The sequence below is a fragment of the Prochlorococcus sp. ALOHA_ZT_50 genome, from assembly GCF_022447305.1.
In the GTDB taxonomy this organism is placed as follows: domain Bacteria; phylum Cyanobacteriota; class Cyanobacteriia; order PCC-6307; family Cyanobiaceae; genus Prochlorococcus_A.
The window spans coordinates 1-15,756 of record NZ_JAKVCI010000031.1 but is presented as its reverse complement, the minus strand read 5'-3'; the positions used below and the strand labels follow the sequence as shown (position 1 = coordinate 15,756).

Annotated in this window: 24 protein-coding genes; 14 read left to right on the top strand and 10 right to left on the bottom strand. The window is 27.3% G+C overall.

The annotated features are described in order from the left end of the window. Positions 1–30 precede the first annotated feature (30 nt). Positions 31–207 carry a 30S ribosomal protein S21 gene (gene rpsU / locus MK115_RS08065; RefSeq protein ID WP_002806486.1) on the top strand — a complete coding sequence of 59 codons (177 nt, stop codon included), beginning with the start codon at positions 31–33 and terminating at the stop codon, positions 205–207. A 79-nt stretch (positions 208–286) separates the two neighbouring features. On the opposite strand, the gene MK115_RS08060 is transcribed toward rpsU, so the two are convergent. Continuing rightward, entirely contained in the window at positions 287–622 is a 336-nt protein-coding gene (locus MK115_RS08060; protein WP_287610695.1) for a helix-hairpin-helix domain-containing protein, read from the bottom strand. A gap of 265 nt (positions 623–887) precedes the next feature. Between MK115_RS08060 and MK115_RS08055 the strand changes: the two genes are divergently transcribed. Beyond that, the gene (locus tag MK115_RS08055) at positions 888–1,484 is read left to right on the top strand and encodes a uridine kinase family protein (RefSeq protein ID WP_287610694.1); all 597 of its coding nucleotides are present in this window, start codon (positions 888–890) and stop codon (positions 1,482–1,484) included. Here the strand turns inward: MK115_RS08055 and MK115_RS08050 are convergent. Genes MK115_RS08050 through MK115_RS08040 form a run of 3 tightly spaced genes read right to left on the bottom strand, consistent with a single transcriptional unit; the run spans position 1,473 to position 3,729 of the window. Further along, positions 1,473–2,639: an NAD(P)-binding protein gene (locus tag MK115_RS08050; protein WP_287610693.1), complete on the bottom strand. Its 1,167-nt coding sequence runs from the start codon at positions 2,637–2,639 to the stop codon at positions 1,473–1,475. The two genes, MK115_RS08055 and MK115_RS08050, sit on opposite strands and share 12 nt — an antisense overlap. Positions 2,640–2,659: 20 nt before the next feature. Then, positions 2,660–3,463: a hypothetical protein gene (locus tag MK115_RS08045; RefSeq protein ID WP_287610692.1), complete on the bottom strand. Its 804-nt coding sequence runs from the start codon at positions 3,461–3,463 to the stop codon at positions 2,660–2,662. 32 nt (positions 3,464–3,495) lie between these two features. Continuing rightward, entirely contained in the window at positions 3,496–3,729 is a 234-nt protein-coding gene (locus MK115_RS08040; protein ID WP_025931965.1) for a hypothetical protein, read from the bottom strand. Positions 3,730–3,896: 167 nt separating this feature from the next. Between MK115_RS08040 and MK115_RS08035 the strand changes: the two genes are divergently transcribed. Next, complete coding sequence (locus MK115_RS08035; protein WP_025894594.1) at positions 3,897–4,301, top strand: DUF8680 family protein; 405 nt, start codon at positions 3,897–3,899, stop codon at positions 4,299–4,301. Positions 4,302–4,324: 23 nt separating this feature from the next. Here the strand turns inward: MK115_RS08035 and MK115_RS08030 are convergent, their stop codons facing one another. Beyond that, complete coding sequence (locus tag MK115_RS08030; RefSeq protein WP_079331308.1) at positions 4,325–5,005, bottom strand: Type 1 glutamine amidotransferase-like domain-containing protein; 681 nt, start codon at positions 5,003–5,005, stop codon at positions 4,325–4,327. Between the two features lie 20 nt (positions 5,006–5,025). Here MK115_RS08030 and MK115_RS08025 point away from each other — a divergent pair, with 20 nt between their 5' ends. From MK115_RS08025 to MK115_RS08015, 3 genes are all read left to right on the top strand, one after another. After that, positions 5,026–5,496, top strand: coding sequence for a GNAT family N-acetyltransferase (locus MK115_RS08025; RefSeq protein WP_287610690.1), 471 nt, complete (start codon positions 5,026–5,028; stop codon positions 5,494–5,496). A gap of 445 nt (positions 5,497–5,941) precedes the next feature. Then, positions 5,942–6,091 carry a hypothetical protein gene (locus MK115_RS08020; protein ID WP_167315823.1) on the top strand — a complete coding sequence of 50 codons (150 nt, stop codon included), beginning with the start codon at positions 5,942–5,944 and terminating at the stop codon, positions 6,089–6,091. Positions 6,092–6,183: 92 nt separating this feature from the next. Beyond that, entirely contained in the window at positions 6,184–6,501 is a 318-nt protein-coding gene (locus MK115_RS08015) for a DUF3303 domain-containing protein (RefSeq protein ID WP_287610689.1), read from the top strand. A 422-nt stretch (positions 6,502–6,923) separates the two neighbouring features. Here the strand turns inward: MK115_RS08015 and MK115_RS08010 are convergent, their stop codons facing one another. Both MK115_RS08010 and MK115_RS08005 read right to left on the bottom strand, forming a co-directional pair. Beyond that, positions 6,924–7,193 carry a hypothetical protein gene (locus tag MK115_RS08010; RefSeq protein ID WP_287610688.1) on the bottom strand — a complete coding sequence of 90 codons (270 nt, stop codon included), beginning with the start codon at positions 7,191–7,193 and terminating at the stop codon, positions 6,924–6,926. A 105-nt stretch (positions 7,194–7,298) separates the two neighbouring features. After that, the gene (locus tag MK115_RS08005) at positions 7,299–7,436 is read right to left on the bottom strand and encodes a hypothetical protein (protein ID WP_002806597.1); all 138 of its coding nucleotides are present in this window, start codon (positions 7,434–7,436) and stop codon (positions 7,299–7,301) included. Between the two features lie 200 nt (positions 7,437–7,636). On the opposite strand from MK115_RS08005, the gene MK115_RS08000 reads away from it, so the two are divergent. From MK115_RS08000 to MK115_RS07970, 7 genes are all read left to right on the top strand, one after another. Beyond that, positions 7,637–8,017 (top strand): DCC1-like thiol-disulfide oxidoreductase family protein, encoded by a 381-nt coding sequence (locus MK115_RS08000; protein WP_287610687.1) that lies wholly within the window; start codon positions 7,637–7,639, stop codon positions 8,015–8,017. Positions 8,018–8,124: 107 nt separating this feature from the next. Further along, entirely contained in the window at positions 8,125–8,310 is a 186-nt protein-coding gene (locus MK115_RS07995; protein ID WP_011818521.1) for a hypothetical protein, read from the top strand. 45 nt (positions 8,311–8,355) lie between these two features. Further along, positions 8,356–8,658, top strand: coding sequence for a hypothetical protein (locus MK115_RS07990; RefSeq protein WP_025931974.1), 303 nt, complete (start codon positions 8,356–8,358; stop codon positions 8,656–8,658). A 66-nt stretch (positions 8,659–8,724) separates the two neighbouring features. Next, on the top strand, positions 8,725–9,441 hold the full coding sequence (locus tag MK115_RS07985; RefSeq protein WP_287610679.1) for an MBL fold metallo-hydrolase: 717 nt from the start codon (positions 8,725–8,727) through the stop codon (positions 9,439–9,441). 155 nt (positions 9,442–9,596) lie between these two features. Then, positions 9,597–9,878, top strand: a complete 282-nt coding sequence (locus MK115_RS07980) for a DUF8671 domain-containing protein (RefSeq protein WP_011818524.1) — start codon at positions 9,597–9,599, stop codon at positions 9,876–9,878. Positions 9,879–9,928: 50 nt separating this feature from the next. Beyond that, positions 9,929–12,535: an aminopeptidase N gene (gene pepN, locus MK115_RS07975; RefSeq protein WP_287610678.1), complete on the top strand. Its 2,607-nt coding sequence runs from the start codon at positions 9,929–9,931 to the stop codon at positions 12,533–12,535. 401 nt (positions 12,536–12,936) lie between these two features. Further along, a complete protein-coding gene (locus MK115_RS07970) occupies positions 12,937–13,098 on the top strand; it encodes a hypothetical protein (RefSeq protein ID WP_025933616.1) in 162 nt (53 codons plus the stop codon). A gap of 14 nt (positions 13,099–13,112) precedes the next feature. On the opposite strand, the gene MK115_RS07965 is transcribed toward MK115_RS07970, so the two are convergent. The 3 genes from MK115_RS07965 to MK115_RS07955 form a co-directional block, all read right to left on the bottom strand. Continuing rightward, positions 13,113–13,313, bottom strand: a complete 201-nt coding sequence (locus tag MK115_RS07965) for a hypothetical protein (RefSeq protein WP_287610677.1) — start codon at positions 13,311–13,313, stop codon at positions 13,113–13,115. Between the two features lie 93 nt (positions 13,314–13,406). Continuing rightward, on the bottom strand, positions 13,407–14,582 hold the full coding sequence (gene purT, locus MK115_RS07960; RefSeq protein ID WP_287610676.1) for a formate-dependent phosphoribosylglycinamide formyltransferase: 1,176 nt from the start codon (positions 14,580–14,582) through the stop codon (positions 13,407–13,409). Between the two features lie 11 nt (positions 14,583–14,593). Next, positions 14,594–14,836 carry a lectin subunit alpha gene (locus tag MK115_RS07955; protein ID WP_209040096.1) on the bottom strand — a complete coding sequence of 81 codons (243 nt, stop codon included), beginning with the start codon at positions 14,834–14,836 and terminating at the stop codon, positions 14,594–14,596. 145 nt (positions 14,837–14,981) lie between these two features. Between MK115_RS07955 and MK115_RS07950 the strand changes: the two genes are divergently transcribed. After that, positions 14,982–15,461, top strand: a complete 480-nt coding sequence (locus tag MK115_RS07950; protein ID WP_075536671.1) for a glutathione peroxidase — start codon at positions 14,982–14,984, stop codon at positions 15,459–15,461. Positions 15,462–15,756: the final 295 nt, after the last annotated feature.

The following is a 15,756-nucleotide window of genomic DNA, read 5'->3' as shown; positions in this document are numbered from 1 at the left end:
AGTGCTAGAATAGCATTTATTTAGAAAATTTTGACACAAGTTACAGTTGGAGAGAACGAGGGTATTGAGTCAGCCCTTAGAAGATTTAAAAGACAAGTATCTAAGTCGGGAATCTTTGCAGATTTAAAAAGACTTAGACATCATGAAACGCCTATTGAAAAATATAAAAGAAAGTTGCAACAGAGAAGAAAAGCAAGAAGAAGATAATCTGCTTTATCTCATAAATTTTTTGAATATGAGTTGATATTACAAATTTTTTTAGAAAGGTTTAAAAATAAAATTTTAACTACTTAAGCTTTTTAAGCTTCTTAACAAGATTTATTCCAACTCCTGATACAGCAAGAAGATCTTTTTCATCAGCAGCGATAACTGCCTTTGTTGTTTTAAATCCAGCCTCATACAAAGCTTTTGCGCTTTTTGCTCCAACACCTGGAAGTGTAGTCAAAGTTTCAATATTTTTCTTAGAATTTACCGCTTTGGTTTTTGTTTTTGTTTTTGTTTTTGTTTTTGTTTTTGTTTTTGCAGACTTTGCTGCTTTTTTTTCTTTCTTTAAAGGAGTTTCAGGAGTTACTGCACTTTTAAATAAAATTGATTTTAGTTTGCTGAGAAATTTAGAAATCATTGCAATATATAAGTAATAAAATTAGCTCTTCAATTTAATATTATCAAATTCCAGAGGAATTAATAACAAGACAATAACTAATTGAATAGAAATAATTTATTTACAATTATATAAAGACACACATTTAATATTTATGCAAGCTTACGAGCCATTGCAAGGTATTCTAAATTATTTTAAAAACTAAAAAAGTTAAAATGTATATTCAAAATTTAAAGGTATTTATTAATAGTAAAGTTAAAATCTTATTAAAGAACAGATCATAAAAATGAAGCTTATTTTTATAAGTGGACCTTCCGGAAGCGGGAAAACAACTTTATCAAATCAAATAATAAAAAAAAATAAAAATGGTATTGTGTTAAGTACCGACAATTACTATAAGACAGGGTTAATAAGTAAATTACTACCAAAATTTGTAGAAGGTTTTTTTGATAGAAGTATTAGTTTTAATAACAAACTATTCAAAAAAGATTTTGATTTTATTTATAAGAATGGAATTTCAATCTGTGATCGTTATTATAATTTCGAAAAGAAAACAATTCAAAATATCTTAAACGAAACAAATAATATTAGTTTTTTAATTGTTGAGGGTATATTTGCTAAAGAATTCTCAAACACTTTAAATAATAAGGATTATATTTTTTTAGAAATAAAAACTAAAAAAAATGAGTGCATGAAAAGAGTTGTCCAAAGAGATATAAAAGAAAGGGGGAAGGATAAAAAACAAGCTGAGAATGATTTCTTAAAATCATGGAGCATTTATTACGAAAAATTCAAACCTAATAGCATAAAAAATAATACAAATAAATTCATTATTGAAAAAAACACTGATATAGATCACATTCTGAAAAAATTATTTAATTAAGTCTTTAATTTTTTTCTCTAATATTAAAGCACTTAAAATTGAGCCTTCAATTCTGCCAAATCCATCTCCTTCAAACCAGTCTCCGCAAAATCCAATTCTATATTTTCTACTAAATTGTAAAGATAATGGTACGGCAAGGCCAGAAGGCTGTGAAGCTCTCCATTTCATAATAGATATTTTTTCATCAAAAGTTAATTTATGTACTAAAGAATTCTCTTCAAACAATTTATTGAAATTTTTAATTATTTTTTGTTTAAAAACTTCTTCATCTTTTGCACTTATATAAGAATTAATTAACTCTGCGTTTTTTGAATGTACTACAATTCCTAATTTATTATTATCTTGCAGCTGAAAAATAATTCTTTCAAATCTATATTTTTTTTCTAAATTATTTTTTAAATAAAAATACCTTTGTTTTTTAGAATAATAATCTTTATAACTATAATTTTCATTTGTATAAATTAAAAAAGTTAACCTAGGAATAAATGTTTGTTCTTCTAAAAAATTTAATAGTAAATCTATTTTTTTATCATTATTAATAGGAATAGCTTTTCTTAATGGAATTTGATTTACGTTTAATATTTTTAAAGACCTCTTATGTAACAACAAATTAGTTGAACAAATTAGATATTTAGACTTGAATTTGTCGCCATTTTTTGATGTTAGTAACCATTCCTTATCATTAAACTTCATATCAACTATTAAAGTTTCAAAGAAAAAATCAATTTTCTCTTTTAAATTATTTGACTCAATTATCTTTTTCGATAATTCACTCATGGAATCTAAAGATAGATAATTAACCCCGCAAGAAAATTCAGATTTTTTTATAGTTTCTAAATTAGAATCTTCATTTAAAAAAATTATTTCTGAGTCGTCAATTTTTATATATTTATTTTCCAATAATTCATCAATATATCTTTTTAATAGAAGATTATTTTTACTGTTAGATATATTAAAATTTGGAGAACCATGGTTTAGTTTCCATCCTTTATATTTTTTGCTTATTCTTGTACTTGATCTCCCTCCAAGTCCACGACCAATTTCAATTAATCCAACTTTTTTTGTAATATTATTTTTCAGATACTTCGAAGCGAAAACACACGCAGATATACCTCCACCTATTATTAATAAGTCATATGTAACATCACTTTTCATAGGTTTAATATTGACAGAAATTATCTTTCATTTTCTAAAAAACTATAAACAGAATCAAGTTTCTCTGATGATGAAAAATCAGATTCAATTACAGGTGTAATATTATTTTTTTTATAAAAACTAACTAAATCGTTTGTGAAATCAAAAAAATTCTCCAAGGCATATAAACACTTTTCAGATATATATACCTCTTTCCAAGGACGAAATTTAAACCGTGCTATAAATTGTTTAGAAGGAATAAATAAACTTCCAAATAGATTTAATTTTTCATCTTTTGCTATTTTCTTGAGATAAGTCAACTCATTCTGAAGAACTTTAATATCTGTACCATATTGAAACCAAATTGAATTTATTAATCCAGTCGAAATTTTTCTTTCGAACCTTTCTCTTTCTGAAGAAATATTATAATATTTTTTCAAATATGGATTGTAAGCTATACCTAATTTAACTTTTAAATTTTTTTCTTTTTTTAAATAAGCTAATACATCAACTGAGTCAAAGTTTTTTTTCTTATTTGATCCCGACACAAGCAGAATTTCAAAATTTTTATTAGTCTGAGAACTTTTAACAAAATCTAAAAAATCCTGATACGATTTTTCTTTATTTTTTGAATATTGATGATAAAGACTATAGTGATAGGTCACATTAAATTCATTATAGTTTTTAGATATATATTTAATAGTTGAATTAAATAAATCCTTCTTTATAAGTCCTTTACATGGAATATTGATATTTTTTATATTATTTAATTTGCAGAAATTAAGTTTATTTTCTAACTGAGAAATATTTTTAAATGACAATTCAAATCTTATATTATTGTTCATTATTTAGTAGTCATATTTAATCACTCAACATATTAACGAAAACACGCATCTGCTACGATTCTTATTTTGGAAGTCGTCTTTTTATTCTTAGCCTTTAGAAAATAACTGGGGGAAATCTCTAATGCAGCTTTTAAAGAAATTTTATCTTCTGCAGATTTTGCAATAATTTGATTAAAACATTTCCAATTTTCTGGTATTACTAAACCGGGCCATGATAAATAAAGACCTACAAAAATACCGAAAAATAAAAATAAAAAAAACCTCATGACAAATAAAATTTTAATTTTACTAATTAAAATAAAAAGCAATAGTTTAATTGTATTGGAAAATAATTAATAAATTATTTCCTTTCTTCTTATCGCAGATATTTAATCCATGAAAGATTTTCATGAACTCGAGAGGTTAGAATAACAAAAAAGTATTATTTTAGAATATGGCTAGCCAAGATTATCTAATTGCAATAGCTTTAATAGAGCAAAACTTAGTTAGAGCAATGCCTCTTGGAGGTAAAGAAATTAAAGATAATTTAGAGGAATCAGAAAATTTCAAGAAACTTGGAGAAGAGGTAATTTTAAATCTTCTAATGAGAGTGTTTCAAAGAAGTGATGAAGGTGCTTTAAAAAGGGCTTCTGAAGAAAAAGGTTTGCTCCTTGTTCATATGCATCCTAAAAGAATGCAGAAAGAGCTTCCATTCATTAAATCTGAATGGATAAGAGATGGAGATACACAACAGTTTCTAAAATACCTTGGCAATCTCTCAAAAGAAGTATGGACTGCATCTTTCGTAAAATACAAAGGGATTGAATTTACTTCTATCTCGAAGAATGATGAGATCTAAAATATATTAAAAATATTTTCTTTTCAAAGAATTTCTTTCTTTACAATATTATTTTCCCTTGTAACTCTAAAGCAGTTTCTACCATTACCAAAATCAATTGAGGAATAGTCAAAATCATTTTTAATATGCAAGGCACAATTGCCCTCAATACATATACAAGATTCAATAATTTCTCTCTGAATAACATCATTAACGTAAGGTTCCCTCTCTTTCTCTTCATCGAAATGCGGGCAGGCAATACCTTCAACTATACCTAAGCAATCAATTATGGCTAATTCTTTAGCATAAGAATCAGTTATACCTTTATCAAACCAACAAATAGCCCCAGCACTTACACCACTCATTACAATTCCTTTTTCATAAGCATTTCGCAAAATTTTATGTAAATTCCATTCTTTCCAAACAGCTAACATACTTTTTGTATTTCCTCCGCCAACATAAATGATGTCTTGAGTTAAAACTTTCTCTTCTAAGTTTTCTGTTCTAGAGAAGAAATCAATATGGCTTGTTATACAATCAAGTTTAGAAAATGCTCTATAAAAATTTAGTTTGTACAAACTACTATCGCCAGATGCTGTTGGAATAAAGCAAATTTTAGGTCTTTTTTTATTACTTAAAGAAACTATATATTTTTCAATTTCAAGAGAGCCTAATGAACGTCCAAACCCTCCTCCCCCAATTGCGACTATATTTTTACTAGGCATATTAAATAAAAGATTTGTATATGAATTTAAGACAAATTACCATTAAAGATCAACTGGAATTAAAGAAGGTTTATTTTGATTCAATTCAATCTTTAGATGAAAAAATTTATAGTCAAGAACAAAAAAGAGCCTGGTCAAGCCAAGCTTGGAATAACCCAAATTTTGATAAGTCAATAATTAAAGGAAAAGGATGGCTTATAAGTAAACAAGGAATTATTATTGCTTTTGCCACAAGATATCCCACCGATAGAATTGCGCTATTTTACTGTAAAGGTAAATTCCAAAGAAAAGGCTACGGCTCTAAGTTACTTCATAAATTAGAAGATGAAGCAAAGAAAGAAGGTTTAGATTCTCTTTATACTGAAGCGAGCTTAATAAGTTATGAATTATTTCTTAAAAATGAATGGAAAATTATACGTAAAGAAAAAGTTATTATAAATAACATTTTTTTTGAAAGATATAAAATGACTAAAATTATAAAAATTAATTAATAATGTCTGGCAAAAGCAAGGGATTAATTCTGATTCAAAGGGTTCTAATTTGGGCGTTATACTTTTTTTCAGGATTTATACTTTATTCAAACCAAGGTATTTTGCCTTCATTGATAATTACTTTCTCAAGAATTATTTATCCATTATCTATTTTTTGGTTACAAATAAGAATTAAAAAAAGAACCAATTTTCTGCCTATTGATTCAAAAATGACAACTTCGCAATTGTGGTTCAATTTATTACCCGTTATTGCATCTCTATTAACTGTAATTTTTTCTTTAACTAATTCTTTCTTATATATCCTAGGAAAATTAATTAACTCTTAAAGTAAATAACTTAATTATTATCTATTAGCCTTAGATATTTCTCTCATAAAAAACATAATGTAAAGAAATTTGTCTTTTACTTATATTTGTTTAAATTTTAAATAGTGATCAATAAAATCATGAAAAATATTTCATTAAAGGGAAATATTAATTTTGATAAAAAAAAAGATATAAATGATTATGAATTATTCTCTTTAAAAATCACAGATAGTTTATATAAAAAAGATATTGGAAAATTCCTTGAGACTCTCTCTTCTCACTTTATTTAGGAAAATATTCTTTTTCTGATCTTCAAATTCAAACAGTCCCATTAATAAATAAGTATTTGAGGGATAATGAGTAAAACCTTAAGAATACTCCAATGCAATTATTTCTTGCTGACTGCCAATTCCCAGATATTGAGAATCAAGTGAAAGCTTATCAATTATTTGTAGAAGCTTGGGAAAACGGTGAAATTGCAAAATCAGATAAAACAGATAAATTTGAGATGTTATTTAGAGTTCATGCTCCAGGAGAGGGTAGAGTAGTTTGTTTATGTAAGGCACAGAGTGATAAAGAAATTTTTGAGCATTTTGCTCCATGGAGAGCCAAATTTGGCATTCATATGGAATTTACACCTGTAATAAGTTGTCAAAATGTTGTTGATTACCATAAAGATTTGTTCAAAACTTTAGGGTAATTAGCTTAAATCTAAAATTTATCGTGATTAAACCTTTTTCCAATCTTATTTATAAAAAAAAAGATAGAAATTTTCCTTCTTCAAAAAATAAGCTTAAGAAAGAAGAAAACGTCAAATCTAAACCATTAATAATATTTGGTTTTATCATCTCATTAACTTCCATCTTTTTACTTTTATTCACCATTAATAATAAATTTGGATGATATATGAGTAATTAGAACTATTACCTGGGAACAAATATGTTCTATTATTAATTTAAAAATAACTAACTAAATGGCGTTTAACGAAGGGGGGATGGCATCGGGCCTTCTAATCATCGCAGTATCAATAGTTTTTGCTGCCGGTTTTGGATTTTTAGTCTTGCATTTTGTACCTGGAACTCCATTTTAGGTTATCCAACTGAATTTGATTCACAAAATATCTTAAACATTAACAGTTTCTAAATCCTGCATTTGATTATCATCAGAATTAGATTTCTTCTTTAATCGATAGGCATAAACTAAAGATCCTAAAGCTATGGTACTAGAGGCAAAAATCCCCGATATGAGTATCAAGGCAAAAAGACCTCCTATTAGTCCCCCTTTTAATCTAAGCAAATTTGATTTAATTAAAAGTATTGATAAAAAAACAATAGTAGCTTTAAGAGAAGAGATTTTCAAAAAAGTAAATGGATAAAAAGGATTTAACAACATTTCTTTGGCGGAATATAATTTAGATTTATTCTAAAAATAAATTTAAAAAACCGCATAAAAAAAGACTCAAATGAGTCTTTTAAAATCTATATTAAATATGATGATTTATGCATCAGGGTCAAAATTCTTTAGGTTTGGACCCGCCACAAGACCAACAAGACCAAAAAGGACTAAAGAACCAATTCCAAAGCCTGCTGCCCATGGATTGAAACCACCTAAAGCAAAAGAAGCTAATAAATTCATGATTTTAAAACATAATATCTCCGAGTTAGCATACAGATTTTTATGAAAAATATACCTATATTGAGACATTTCTTCGTAATTATTAGAATCGTTTAACTATCCCTTTATAAAAAATCCACAAAATTTTTATTATTTGTTTTATTATCGAGGCATTACTATTTTGTTGGCGCACTTTAAGACCATCAAAACTGTTTTTTCTAATGACTTCCAACTATACCTTTATTTATGATGGAGAATGCCCATTCTGCAATCATTTTGCTGAGCTCCTTGAGATCAAAAGCAAGTTAAATAATATTAAAATTCTTGATGGTCGTAAAAATTTAACTCTAATTAAATCCCTCCTAGATAAAGGTTATGACCTAGATAAAGGAGCTATTCTCCTGAAAGATGAAGATATCTTTCATGGGGCAGATGCAATTAATACTATTTGCAAACAGATAAATAATCCCTCAAGTAGTTTACTTTTGTTACTTTCTAGAGTGTTTAAATCAAATAAACGAACAAATTTGATATTTCCTTTACTAGTCAGAGCCAGAAGATTCGCATTGATATCAAAAGGTATATCAATATCCCTAGTTTAAAAATAAAAACTTTCTAAATATTAAATAACATATTTATAAGCTTCTGTATCAATAAATGATAATTAATTATTTCTTAGCTAGAACTAGGTGGTAACAACAAGTATTAAATGATAGAAAACTTCAATCCCTTTATTTCATTGGGCGGTGATAACCAAAAAGTTAATCATATGGCTGAAGCGGCACTTGAAATGAATTTAACTTGCAATGATTTAAAGAAGGATTTAAATTTAACTGATGGTGATGTAGTGGATATGTTGCAACTAGTCATGGATAGGTTTAAAAATAGTAATTAAGTAAATATCGTAATTAATTAATCACTATATATCTATTATTTTTTAATGAAAACAGTACAAATTGAGTTTTCGAAATATGAATTAGTTAACTTTTTATGGCCTGAATTAATAGAAGACTACGGATTTGATAAAGCCAGAAAAATAGTTTCTCAAGCTATTGACTTACAAAAAATGAATGGGACTAAAAATAGCACCATGCCAATCATATTTTCAGGAACAGGAGGATTAGCTCTAATACCAATACAAATGCTAGAAAAAGAAAACTTTGAGATTAGTTATAAAGATAATCAAGTTTTAATATTTAATCTAAAAAGAAAGTCATTTCAAATCTTAAATGAAGCAAACTAATCTAAATTAGTAATTTCTCGATAAAGCCAAAATTACCTTATAGTCTAATAAAACAATTAATTGATAATGACTTTTGAAGCGACCTACCTTGGTTCAAATGGTTGGCTTATAAAATTTAAAAAAACCAATTTAATTATTGATCCTTGGCTCAAAGGAGATTTAATATTTCCTCCAGGTGAGTGGTTTTTTAAAGGATCATTAGAAGAAGAAATTTCAATAGATAAAAAAATAGATATTATTTTGTTAACCCAAGGATTACCTGACCACTGTCATGTTCCAACATTAGAAATGTTCAGAAAGGATATTCCTATAATTTGCCCTAAAAGTGCTGTTGAAACATTAAAAAAAATTGGTTTTAGTTCAATTAAAGTGCTTAAGCCAACTGAAAAGACAAATCTTTTTAATTTAAGTTTTGAAGCAACTGCTGGGGCTCCAGTGCCACAAATAGAAAACGGATATATTGTTAAAGACGATCAAGATAATGGGTTTTATATAGAACCCCATGGATATCTTGATGAAAATTTAAACAAGCAAAGTCTTGATGCAGTCATTACTCCTACAAAAAATTTAGAATTACCCCTAGTTGGTTCTTTTGTAAAAGGTGCTGATGTAATCCCTAAATTGATTAACAAATTCAATCCAAAATATATACTTTCAAGCACCATAGGCGGAGATGCAAAATATTCAGGTTTTTTAAATAATTTTATTTCAGTTCAGGATTATGAAGAGGAATTAAATTGTAATCTTGTAGATCTAAAGAGTATGCAATCTATTATGATTTAAATCGATCCAAAAAGATCTTTAATTAAGTCATTTAGCTTGAAAGTAAATCTACTTTAAAAGGAGCTCAAAAAATTCATTCATTTTTTATTACCTCAATACTTTTATTAGCTTTAAATAGTAGCTATGTATGTGAAAATTCAAAGCTTAATCTTGTGATGAGAAATAATATTAATGGTGACTTTTCCATAGTAGAAAAGATATCTGAGTTAAAGCCAGGAGCATTTATAAATATTAATTGGAATAAAAAAAAGCTTATGCTTCCATATTCTCTAAGAAAAGATTATATTTCCTTTACAGATAAAAAATGGGACTGGAGGTACCAATTTAATAAGGACGGATCGCCTGATATTAATAATCCTTCTTTATACGAACTACTACCTTCTGGGGAGATTAAAACACATTTTTGTGAAACAGAAGATAATAAGCCAAACTTATAATTTCAAAATAAGTATTCTAGATTTTTTAACTTCTGAACTTCTTTGTAAAGATGAACAATCCAAAAAACCAAAATAATATTTCAAGATATGTAAAACTTGAAGATTACAAAGTTTTTGATTATGAAATTCCAGAAATCTTTTTGGACTTCGTAATTAAGAAAAATGCTGTAAATGTTACGACCAAACTAAAATTGGTAAAAAAAAATAAGAATACCAGAAATCTAATTCTTGATGGTACGGATATATTAATAAAAAAAATATTTATAGATGACTCACTACTGGGAAAGGAATACTACAAACAGCAAAAAAATAACTTAAAAATTGAAAATATAAACAAAGATAATTTTTTATTAAAAATAGAAGGAATAATTAAACCGAAGGAAAATACATCCCTTTTAGGAATGTATGAGAGCAATGGAATTATAACTACGCAATGTGAGGCAGAGGGATTTAGAAGAATAAGTTTTCACTCTGATAGGCCTGATATTCTAAGCAAATACACCGTGAGAATTGAGGCAGACAAGAATGATTACCCTGTCTTACTTTCAAATGGTAACGTCGTAAAAGAAAATAATCTTGCAAATAATCGACATGAAATAATTTGGGAAGACCCATATCCGAAACCCTCATATCTATTTGCATTGGTAGCAGGGAAACTTAATTGTGTAAAAGACAATTTCATAACAAAATCGAATAAAAAAGTAAAAATAAATATTTATGTTGAGTATGGCGATGAAAAATATGTTCAACATGCAATAAGTTCCTTAAAGAAATCTATGAAATGGGACGAGGATAAATATAACCTTGAATACGATTTGTCATTGTTCAATATAGTTGCAGTCAGGCACTTTAATATGGGAGCAATGGAAAATAAAAGTCTCAATATTTTCAACTCAAAACTAATACTCGCTAATTCTGAAACAACAACTGATGAAGAATTAGAAAGAATAGAGGGTGTGATCGCCCATGAATACTTCCATAATTGGACGGGGAATAGAGTGACTTGTAGGGATTGGTTTCAACTATCTCTAAAAGAGGGTTTAACAGTATTCAGAGATCAACAATTCACTGCAGACGTTCATAATCGTGAAATCAAGAGACTTGATGATGCGAAATTTCTTAGAAGAAATCAATTTAGAGAGGATTCTGGTCCAACATCACATCCTGTAATGCCAGAAAAATATCAAGAAATAGACAATTTCTATACGACCACGATTTACGAGAAAGGAGCAGAAATAATTAGAATGCTTAATAAGCTTGTAAAAGATGAAAATTTCTATAAAGGATTTAGTAATTACATCTCAACATATGATGGAAAGGCAGCAACAATAGACCAATTTGTCGATAAAATTTTAGAGCACAATAAGGAAATCGATCCTGAAAAGTTTAAAATCTGGTACAAGCAAAATGGGACCCCAAAAATTAAATTCAAGAGAATCTGGGATCAAAAAGGCGAAAAACTTACAATTGAAGCCTCTCAAAGTAATCCAATAAAGAAGAACCCATATAATGATTTACCTCTAATAATTCCTATAAATCTGGCTATATTTTGCGGTGATAATAAAACGATAGAAAAAACAGTTGTTTTAAAAACAAAAAAACAAGAATTCATTTTTAGGAATGTAAGATCTCACATCCAAATTCCTTTAGTAACTTATTTTCGCGAATTCTCTTCACCTGTTGAGTGGGAATCAGACACTACCTTGGATGAAAAATTTTTAATCTTAAAATATGAAAAAGATTTTTTTACACTATCTAATACTGTAAAAGTATTTTATAAAAAAATTATTTTATGCAGATTAGATGAAAAACCAGATCATAAAATTGAAAATAAATTAATAAGCACCTTAATATCATTTATAAAAAATAAAGATATTAATTTATCTCTTTTATCAGAATTACTAAGTATTCCGACATTTGCTGAAATTGAATCGGAGATAGAAAATATAGACCCTTTAAAGATATATAAAACTATTGACGAATTAAATCATTTATTCGGTACCAAATTAAAAGAAGAATTATATTTTAAGCTCCAAGAAATAGAGAAAAATCTAGATAAAGTTTGGCCAGAAGGTAAAAATGAAAGAAAACTAATCGAAACTATTTGGAAACTACTCTTGCACAGTAATGATGAGGAAATTAAATGCAAAATAATTAATTATGTCGATAGTAATTCGATGACGCTAGCAAAAGCTGCATTGAATTCTTTCAGTAGGATTAATTGTCCTGAAAGAAAAATTATTTCAAATATATTCTTCAATAAATGGAAAAATAATAGTGTCGTTTTGGATAGTTGGTTCTCATTCAATGCATCTATAGAAATTGATGAAAAAACAAACAGCATTGAAAAATTATTTGAAAATAAGTTTTTTGATTCAAAATCACCAAACACTTTAAGAGCTATATTAAATACTTTCGTAACAAGAAATAGTACTTTTCATGCAATGGATGGTTCTGGTTATAAATATATTGCAAAAAAGATAATTGACTTTGATAAATTAAATCCAATCGTAATTTCCCGTTTTGTGAAAGTATTTAGTAGATACAATTATTATTCAGACCCTTACAAAAGTAATATGGTAGAAACAATAAAGCAGATTAAAAAAAATAAACTATCAACAAATACTAAAGAAGTATTAGATGCAATAATAGAGTGATTAATTGATGTTATTTAACTAAATATAATAATAACAATTGTAAATATTAAAAATAAAATAAATACAAGATACTTATTAATAAAAATATAATCAAATACATTTTTATTATTATCTTTATTCCACTTTTTATTTACGTATTCCTTAGTTATAAATTTATTAGGTCTACCACAATATAAACATGTTGGGGAAGTTTTTAAAATTAAATTTTTACATTGGGGGCACTTTTTTTTTTCCATAATTTAATCTTACTGAATAAAATTGAAATCAGAAACAATAAATAAAATAAGTAATTTAAATTTTATTTATTATATTTTGAATAATTAAATATCATTGCAAAAAAAAATTTGATTCTAACTATTTAAAAAAATTCAATATAATAAAAAATTAGTATTTGGTTTGAAATGTTTGCTATTGCACTTGGAATGTCCCCTGTCGAAAAAATCACTGTTGCAATATCTGCTTCAATTTTTATAATCGCCTTTACATGGGTCTCGATTAAGGGAGATTTAAGAAAACTTGCTAATGAACTAATTGAAGATAATGAAAATAATCAGGATAATTAAAAAAATCTTTTAACCTACTTTGCATGCAAACTAGGATAATCAATAATATGCCTAATTTCTTTTAGAGAAGAACCATAGATTTTTTCACCATTTAAGTGAACACCAATCCATTTTTCCTTTTGATTAAAAAAATTACTTTTAGTAGTATCCCTCTCGAGATAATCTTTATTATCCCAATTTAAAGTTATATCCCAACCTTTATAATTTTCTATCATTATGAAATAAAGAACATACTCAAATAATACCCAGAGAGACATAGAACAAAAACAAAGGAAATAAGTATTTTTTTCGTTATTTTTATTTAATATTTATGTAGTACTGACTTTTATTTTAAGAGCAGCTTCATCTGCATTTTTTCTAGCCAAATTAATGTCAGAATTTGATGAGAGAACAACACCCATTCTTCTGCCTTTTCTGGAAACTGGTTTGCCAAATATGAGCACTTTAGTCTTTTCAAATTCTAATGCTTCATTAAGACCCTCATAAATAGGATTTAGATACTCTTGGTTAGAGAGTATAACTCTGGTTGCAGAGGGTTCTATTAGATCTATACGCGGTATTGGTAAATTTAAAAAAGCCCTTAAATGTAATTCAAATTCATTAATATTTTGACTAACTAATGTAACCATACCAGTGTCGTGTGGTCTTGGAGATAATTCTGAAAATATAACCTCACTTCCTTTTATAAAAAACTCTACTCCGTATAATCCAGCTCCATTAAGGTTATTTAATATTCTACTTGTCATTCTCTTAGCTTCAATAATTAAGGACTCCTTGATCTCTAAAGGTTGCCAACTACATTGATAGTCTCCATTAGATTGAAGATGTCCAATTGGTAAACAAAAAATATTTTCACCATTTTCTTTTCTTACAGTTAGAAGAGTAAACTCAAAATCAAAATTAATAAATTCTTCAATAATTACACCTTTAACCTTTCCTCTTGAATTTGCTTGTGCCTGTTTCCAAGCATTTTGTAAATCATTTTTTGTTTCAACCAAACTCTGCCCTTTTCCTGAAGAGCTCATTAAAGGCTTAAGTAAAAGTGGGAATCCAATTTCATCTGCTTTTTTTTCTAAATCATCAAATTCAAAAATATAATCAAACTTTGCAGTTTTAATTTTTAAATCTTTAGAAGCTAAGTCTCTAATTTTATCTCTATTCATTGTAATTTCTACAGTTCTGGCGTTGGGAACAATATTGAATCCTTCATCCTCTAGTTCTTTTAGGGCTTCAATTGAAAGTGCCTCTATTTCTGGGACAACATAGTCAGGCTTAAATTCTTTTATAACATTTTTTAAAATATTTTTATCTCCCATATCAATTACTCTTGAATAATCAGCAACTTGCATTGCAGGTGCTTTTTCATATCGATCAATTGCAATAACTTCTAATCCTAATCTTTTGGATTCTATTACTAATTCTTTTCCAAGCTCGCCACTACCAAGCAATAAAATTCTCTTTTTAGAAAAAATTGATTCTTTCATATATATAAAACTTATTCGTCATCACCAGAAGGTTGTGAAGATGTATCATCTGTAATTTTTTTATCTTTAGAATAACTAAATAAAAAATTTCTACCAAACCAATTTTGACTTCGCATGCTATTAGTTATTGATCTTGAAATTGCTCCTAAAAAAAAGATTCCAATCATTGCCCAAATAATTCTTTCTAAAGCAATTGCAGGTGAAAAACCTTGACCGGAATTAATAATTTCAGTAAGTGGGTCTAAAGGGTCCAAATTTAAACTGATTAATAATATTAATTATAAAGGGTTAAATAAATGAAAAATTAAAACTTATAAAAGAAATAACCAAAACCACCATATAAATTAAACACAATAAAGTCTATACAATGCTATCTTCAAAGGGTGATTTTTTTTAGACATGCAAGTTGACGTACAAAATACTACTGTTCTTTCCGCAGACGGATCATCCATAAAACTAGGTGAATATTCAGGGGAAGTAATTTTAGTTGTTAATGTAGCTAGTTATTGCGGAAATACTGCTCAGTATGAGGATCTTCAAAAGCTACATGATTTATATTCAAGCAAAGGCCTAAGAATACTTGCATTCCCTTGTAATGATTTCGGAAAACAAGAACCCGACTCTCTTTCAGAAATAAAAGATTTTTGCACAACAAAATATGGAGTTAAGTTTGAAATCTATGAAAAAGTTCATGCCAAAGGCAACACCACAGAACCATACACAACCCTTAACAAAGTTGAACCTGAAGGAGATGTTGAATGGAATTTCGAGAAGTTTCTGATAGGAAAAGATAGTAAAGTAATTGCAAGATTCAAACCAGGTGTTAAACCTTTTGACGAAAACTTAATAGCAGCTATCGAAGTAGCTTTAGATTCATAACAACCTTCTTATAATTCAAATTAAAATATTAAAAATAAAGACTTTTTATATTTAATTAAAAAAAGCAAATTATTTTAAAATTTTCTTTTCTTAGGATTAAGGATTACCTAATATTCTTTTATTTATTTTAAATCTTATTTATTATCAGAATCAACTTCTACGTCTATTATTTCATCTTTAACAGTTCTTTTTTTAGGTTTAATTGATTTTACTTCTGACTCTATTGTTTCTTCTTTAACTTCACTTTCTTCTGGTTCCTCTGATTTTACTTCTGAATCTATTGTTTCTTCTTTAA

Bases quoted from the DNA above. Each gene is read 5' to 3' on its own strand.
- MK115_RS08035 (WP_025894594.1), top strand. From the start codon at position 3,897: ATGGCTAGCCAAGATTATCTAATTGCAATAGCTTTAATAGAGCAAAAC.
- MK115_RS08005 (WP_002806597.1), bottom strand. From the start codon at position 7,436: ATGAATTTATTAGCTTCTTTTGCTTTAGGTGGTTTCAATCCATGGGCA.
- MK115_RS08010 (WP_287610688.1), bottom strand. From the start codon at position 7,193: ATGTTGTTAAATCCTTTTTATCCATTTACTTTTTTGAAAATCTCTTCT.
- MK115_RS08040 (WP_025931965.1), bottom strand. From the start codon at position 3,729: ATGAGGTTTTTTTTATTTTTATTTTTCGGTATTTTTGTAGGTCTTTAT.
- MK115_RS08020 (WP_167315823.1), top strand. From the start codon at position 5,942: ATGAAAAATATTTCATTAAAGGGAAATATTAATTTTGATAAAAAAAAA.
- MK115_RS08015 (WP_287610689.1), top strand. From the start codon at position 6,184: ATGCAATTATTTCTTGCTGACTGCCAATTCCCAGATATTGAGAATCAA.
- MK115_RS08055 (WP_287610694.1), top strand. From the start codon at position 888: ATGAAGCTTATTTTTATAAGTGGACCTTCCGGAAGCGGGAAAACAACT.
- MK115_RS07995 (WP_011818521.1), top strand. From the start codon at position 8,125: ATGATAGAAAACTTCAATCCCTTTATTTCATTGGGCGGTGATAACCAA.
- pepN (WP_287610678.1), top strand. From the start codon at position 9,929: ATGAACAATCCAAAAAACCAAAATAATATTTCAAGATATGTAAAACTT.
- MK115_RS08000 (WP_287610687.1), top strand. From the start codon at position 7,637: ATGACTTCCAACTATACCTTTATTTATGATGGAGAATGCCCATTCTGC.
- MK115_RS07970 (WP_025933616.1), top strand. From the start codon at position 12,937: ATGTTTGCTATTGCACTTGGAATGTCCCCTGTCGAAAAAATCACTGTT.
- MK115_RS08030 (WP_079331308.1), bottom strand. From the start codon at position 5,005: ATGCCTAGTAAAAATATAGTCGCAATTGGGGGAGGAGGGTTTGGACGT.
- MK115_RS07990 (WP_025931974.1), top strand. From the start codon at position 8,356: ATGAAAACAGTACAAATTGAGTTTTCGAAATATGAATTAGTTAACTTT.
- MK115_RS08045 (WP_287610692.1), bottom strand. From the start codon at position 3,463: ATGAACAATAATATAAGATTTGAATTGTCATTTAAAAATATTTCTCAG.
- MK115_RS08060 (WP_287610695.1), bottom strand. From the start codon at position 622: ATGATTTCTAAATTTCTCAGCAAACTAAAATCAATTTTATTTAAAAGT.
- MK115_RS07965 (WP_287610677.1), bottom strand. From the start codon at position 13,313: ATGATAGAAAATTATAAAGGTTGGGATATAACTTTAAATTGGGATAAT.
- MK115_RS07950 (WP_075536671.1), top strand. From the start codon at position 14,982: ATGCAAGTTGACGTACAAAATACTACTGTTCTTTCCGCAGACGGATCA.
- MK115_RS07985 (WP_287610679.1), top strand. From the start codon at position 8,725: ATGACTTTTGAAGCGACCTACCTTGGTTCAAATGGTTGGCTTATAAAA.
- MK115_RS08050 (WP_287610693.1), bottom strand. From the start codon at position 2,639: ATGAAAAGTGATGTTACATATGACTTATTAATAATAGGTGGAGGTATA.
- purT (WP_287610676.1), bottom strand. From the start codon at position 14,582: ATGAAAGAATCAATTTTTTCTAAAAAGAGAATTTTATTGCTTGGTAGT.
- MK115_RS08025 (WP_287610690.1), top strand. From the start codon at position 5,026: ATGAATTTAAGACAAATTACCATTAAAGATCAACTGGAATTAAAGAAG.
- MK115_RS07980 (WP_011818524.1), top strand. From the start codon at position 9,597: ATGAGAAATAATATTAATGGTGACTTTTCCATAGTAGAAAAGATATCT.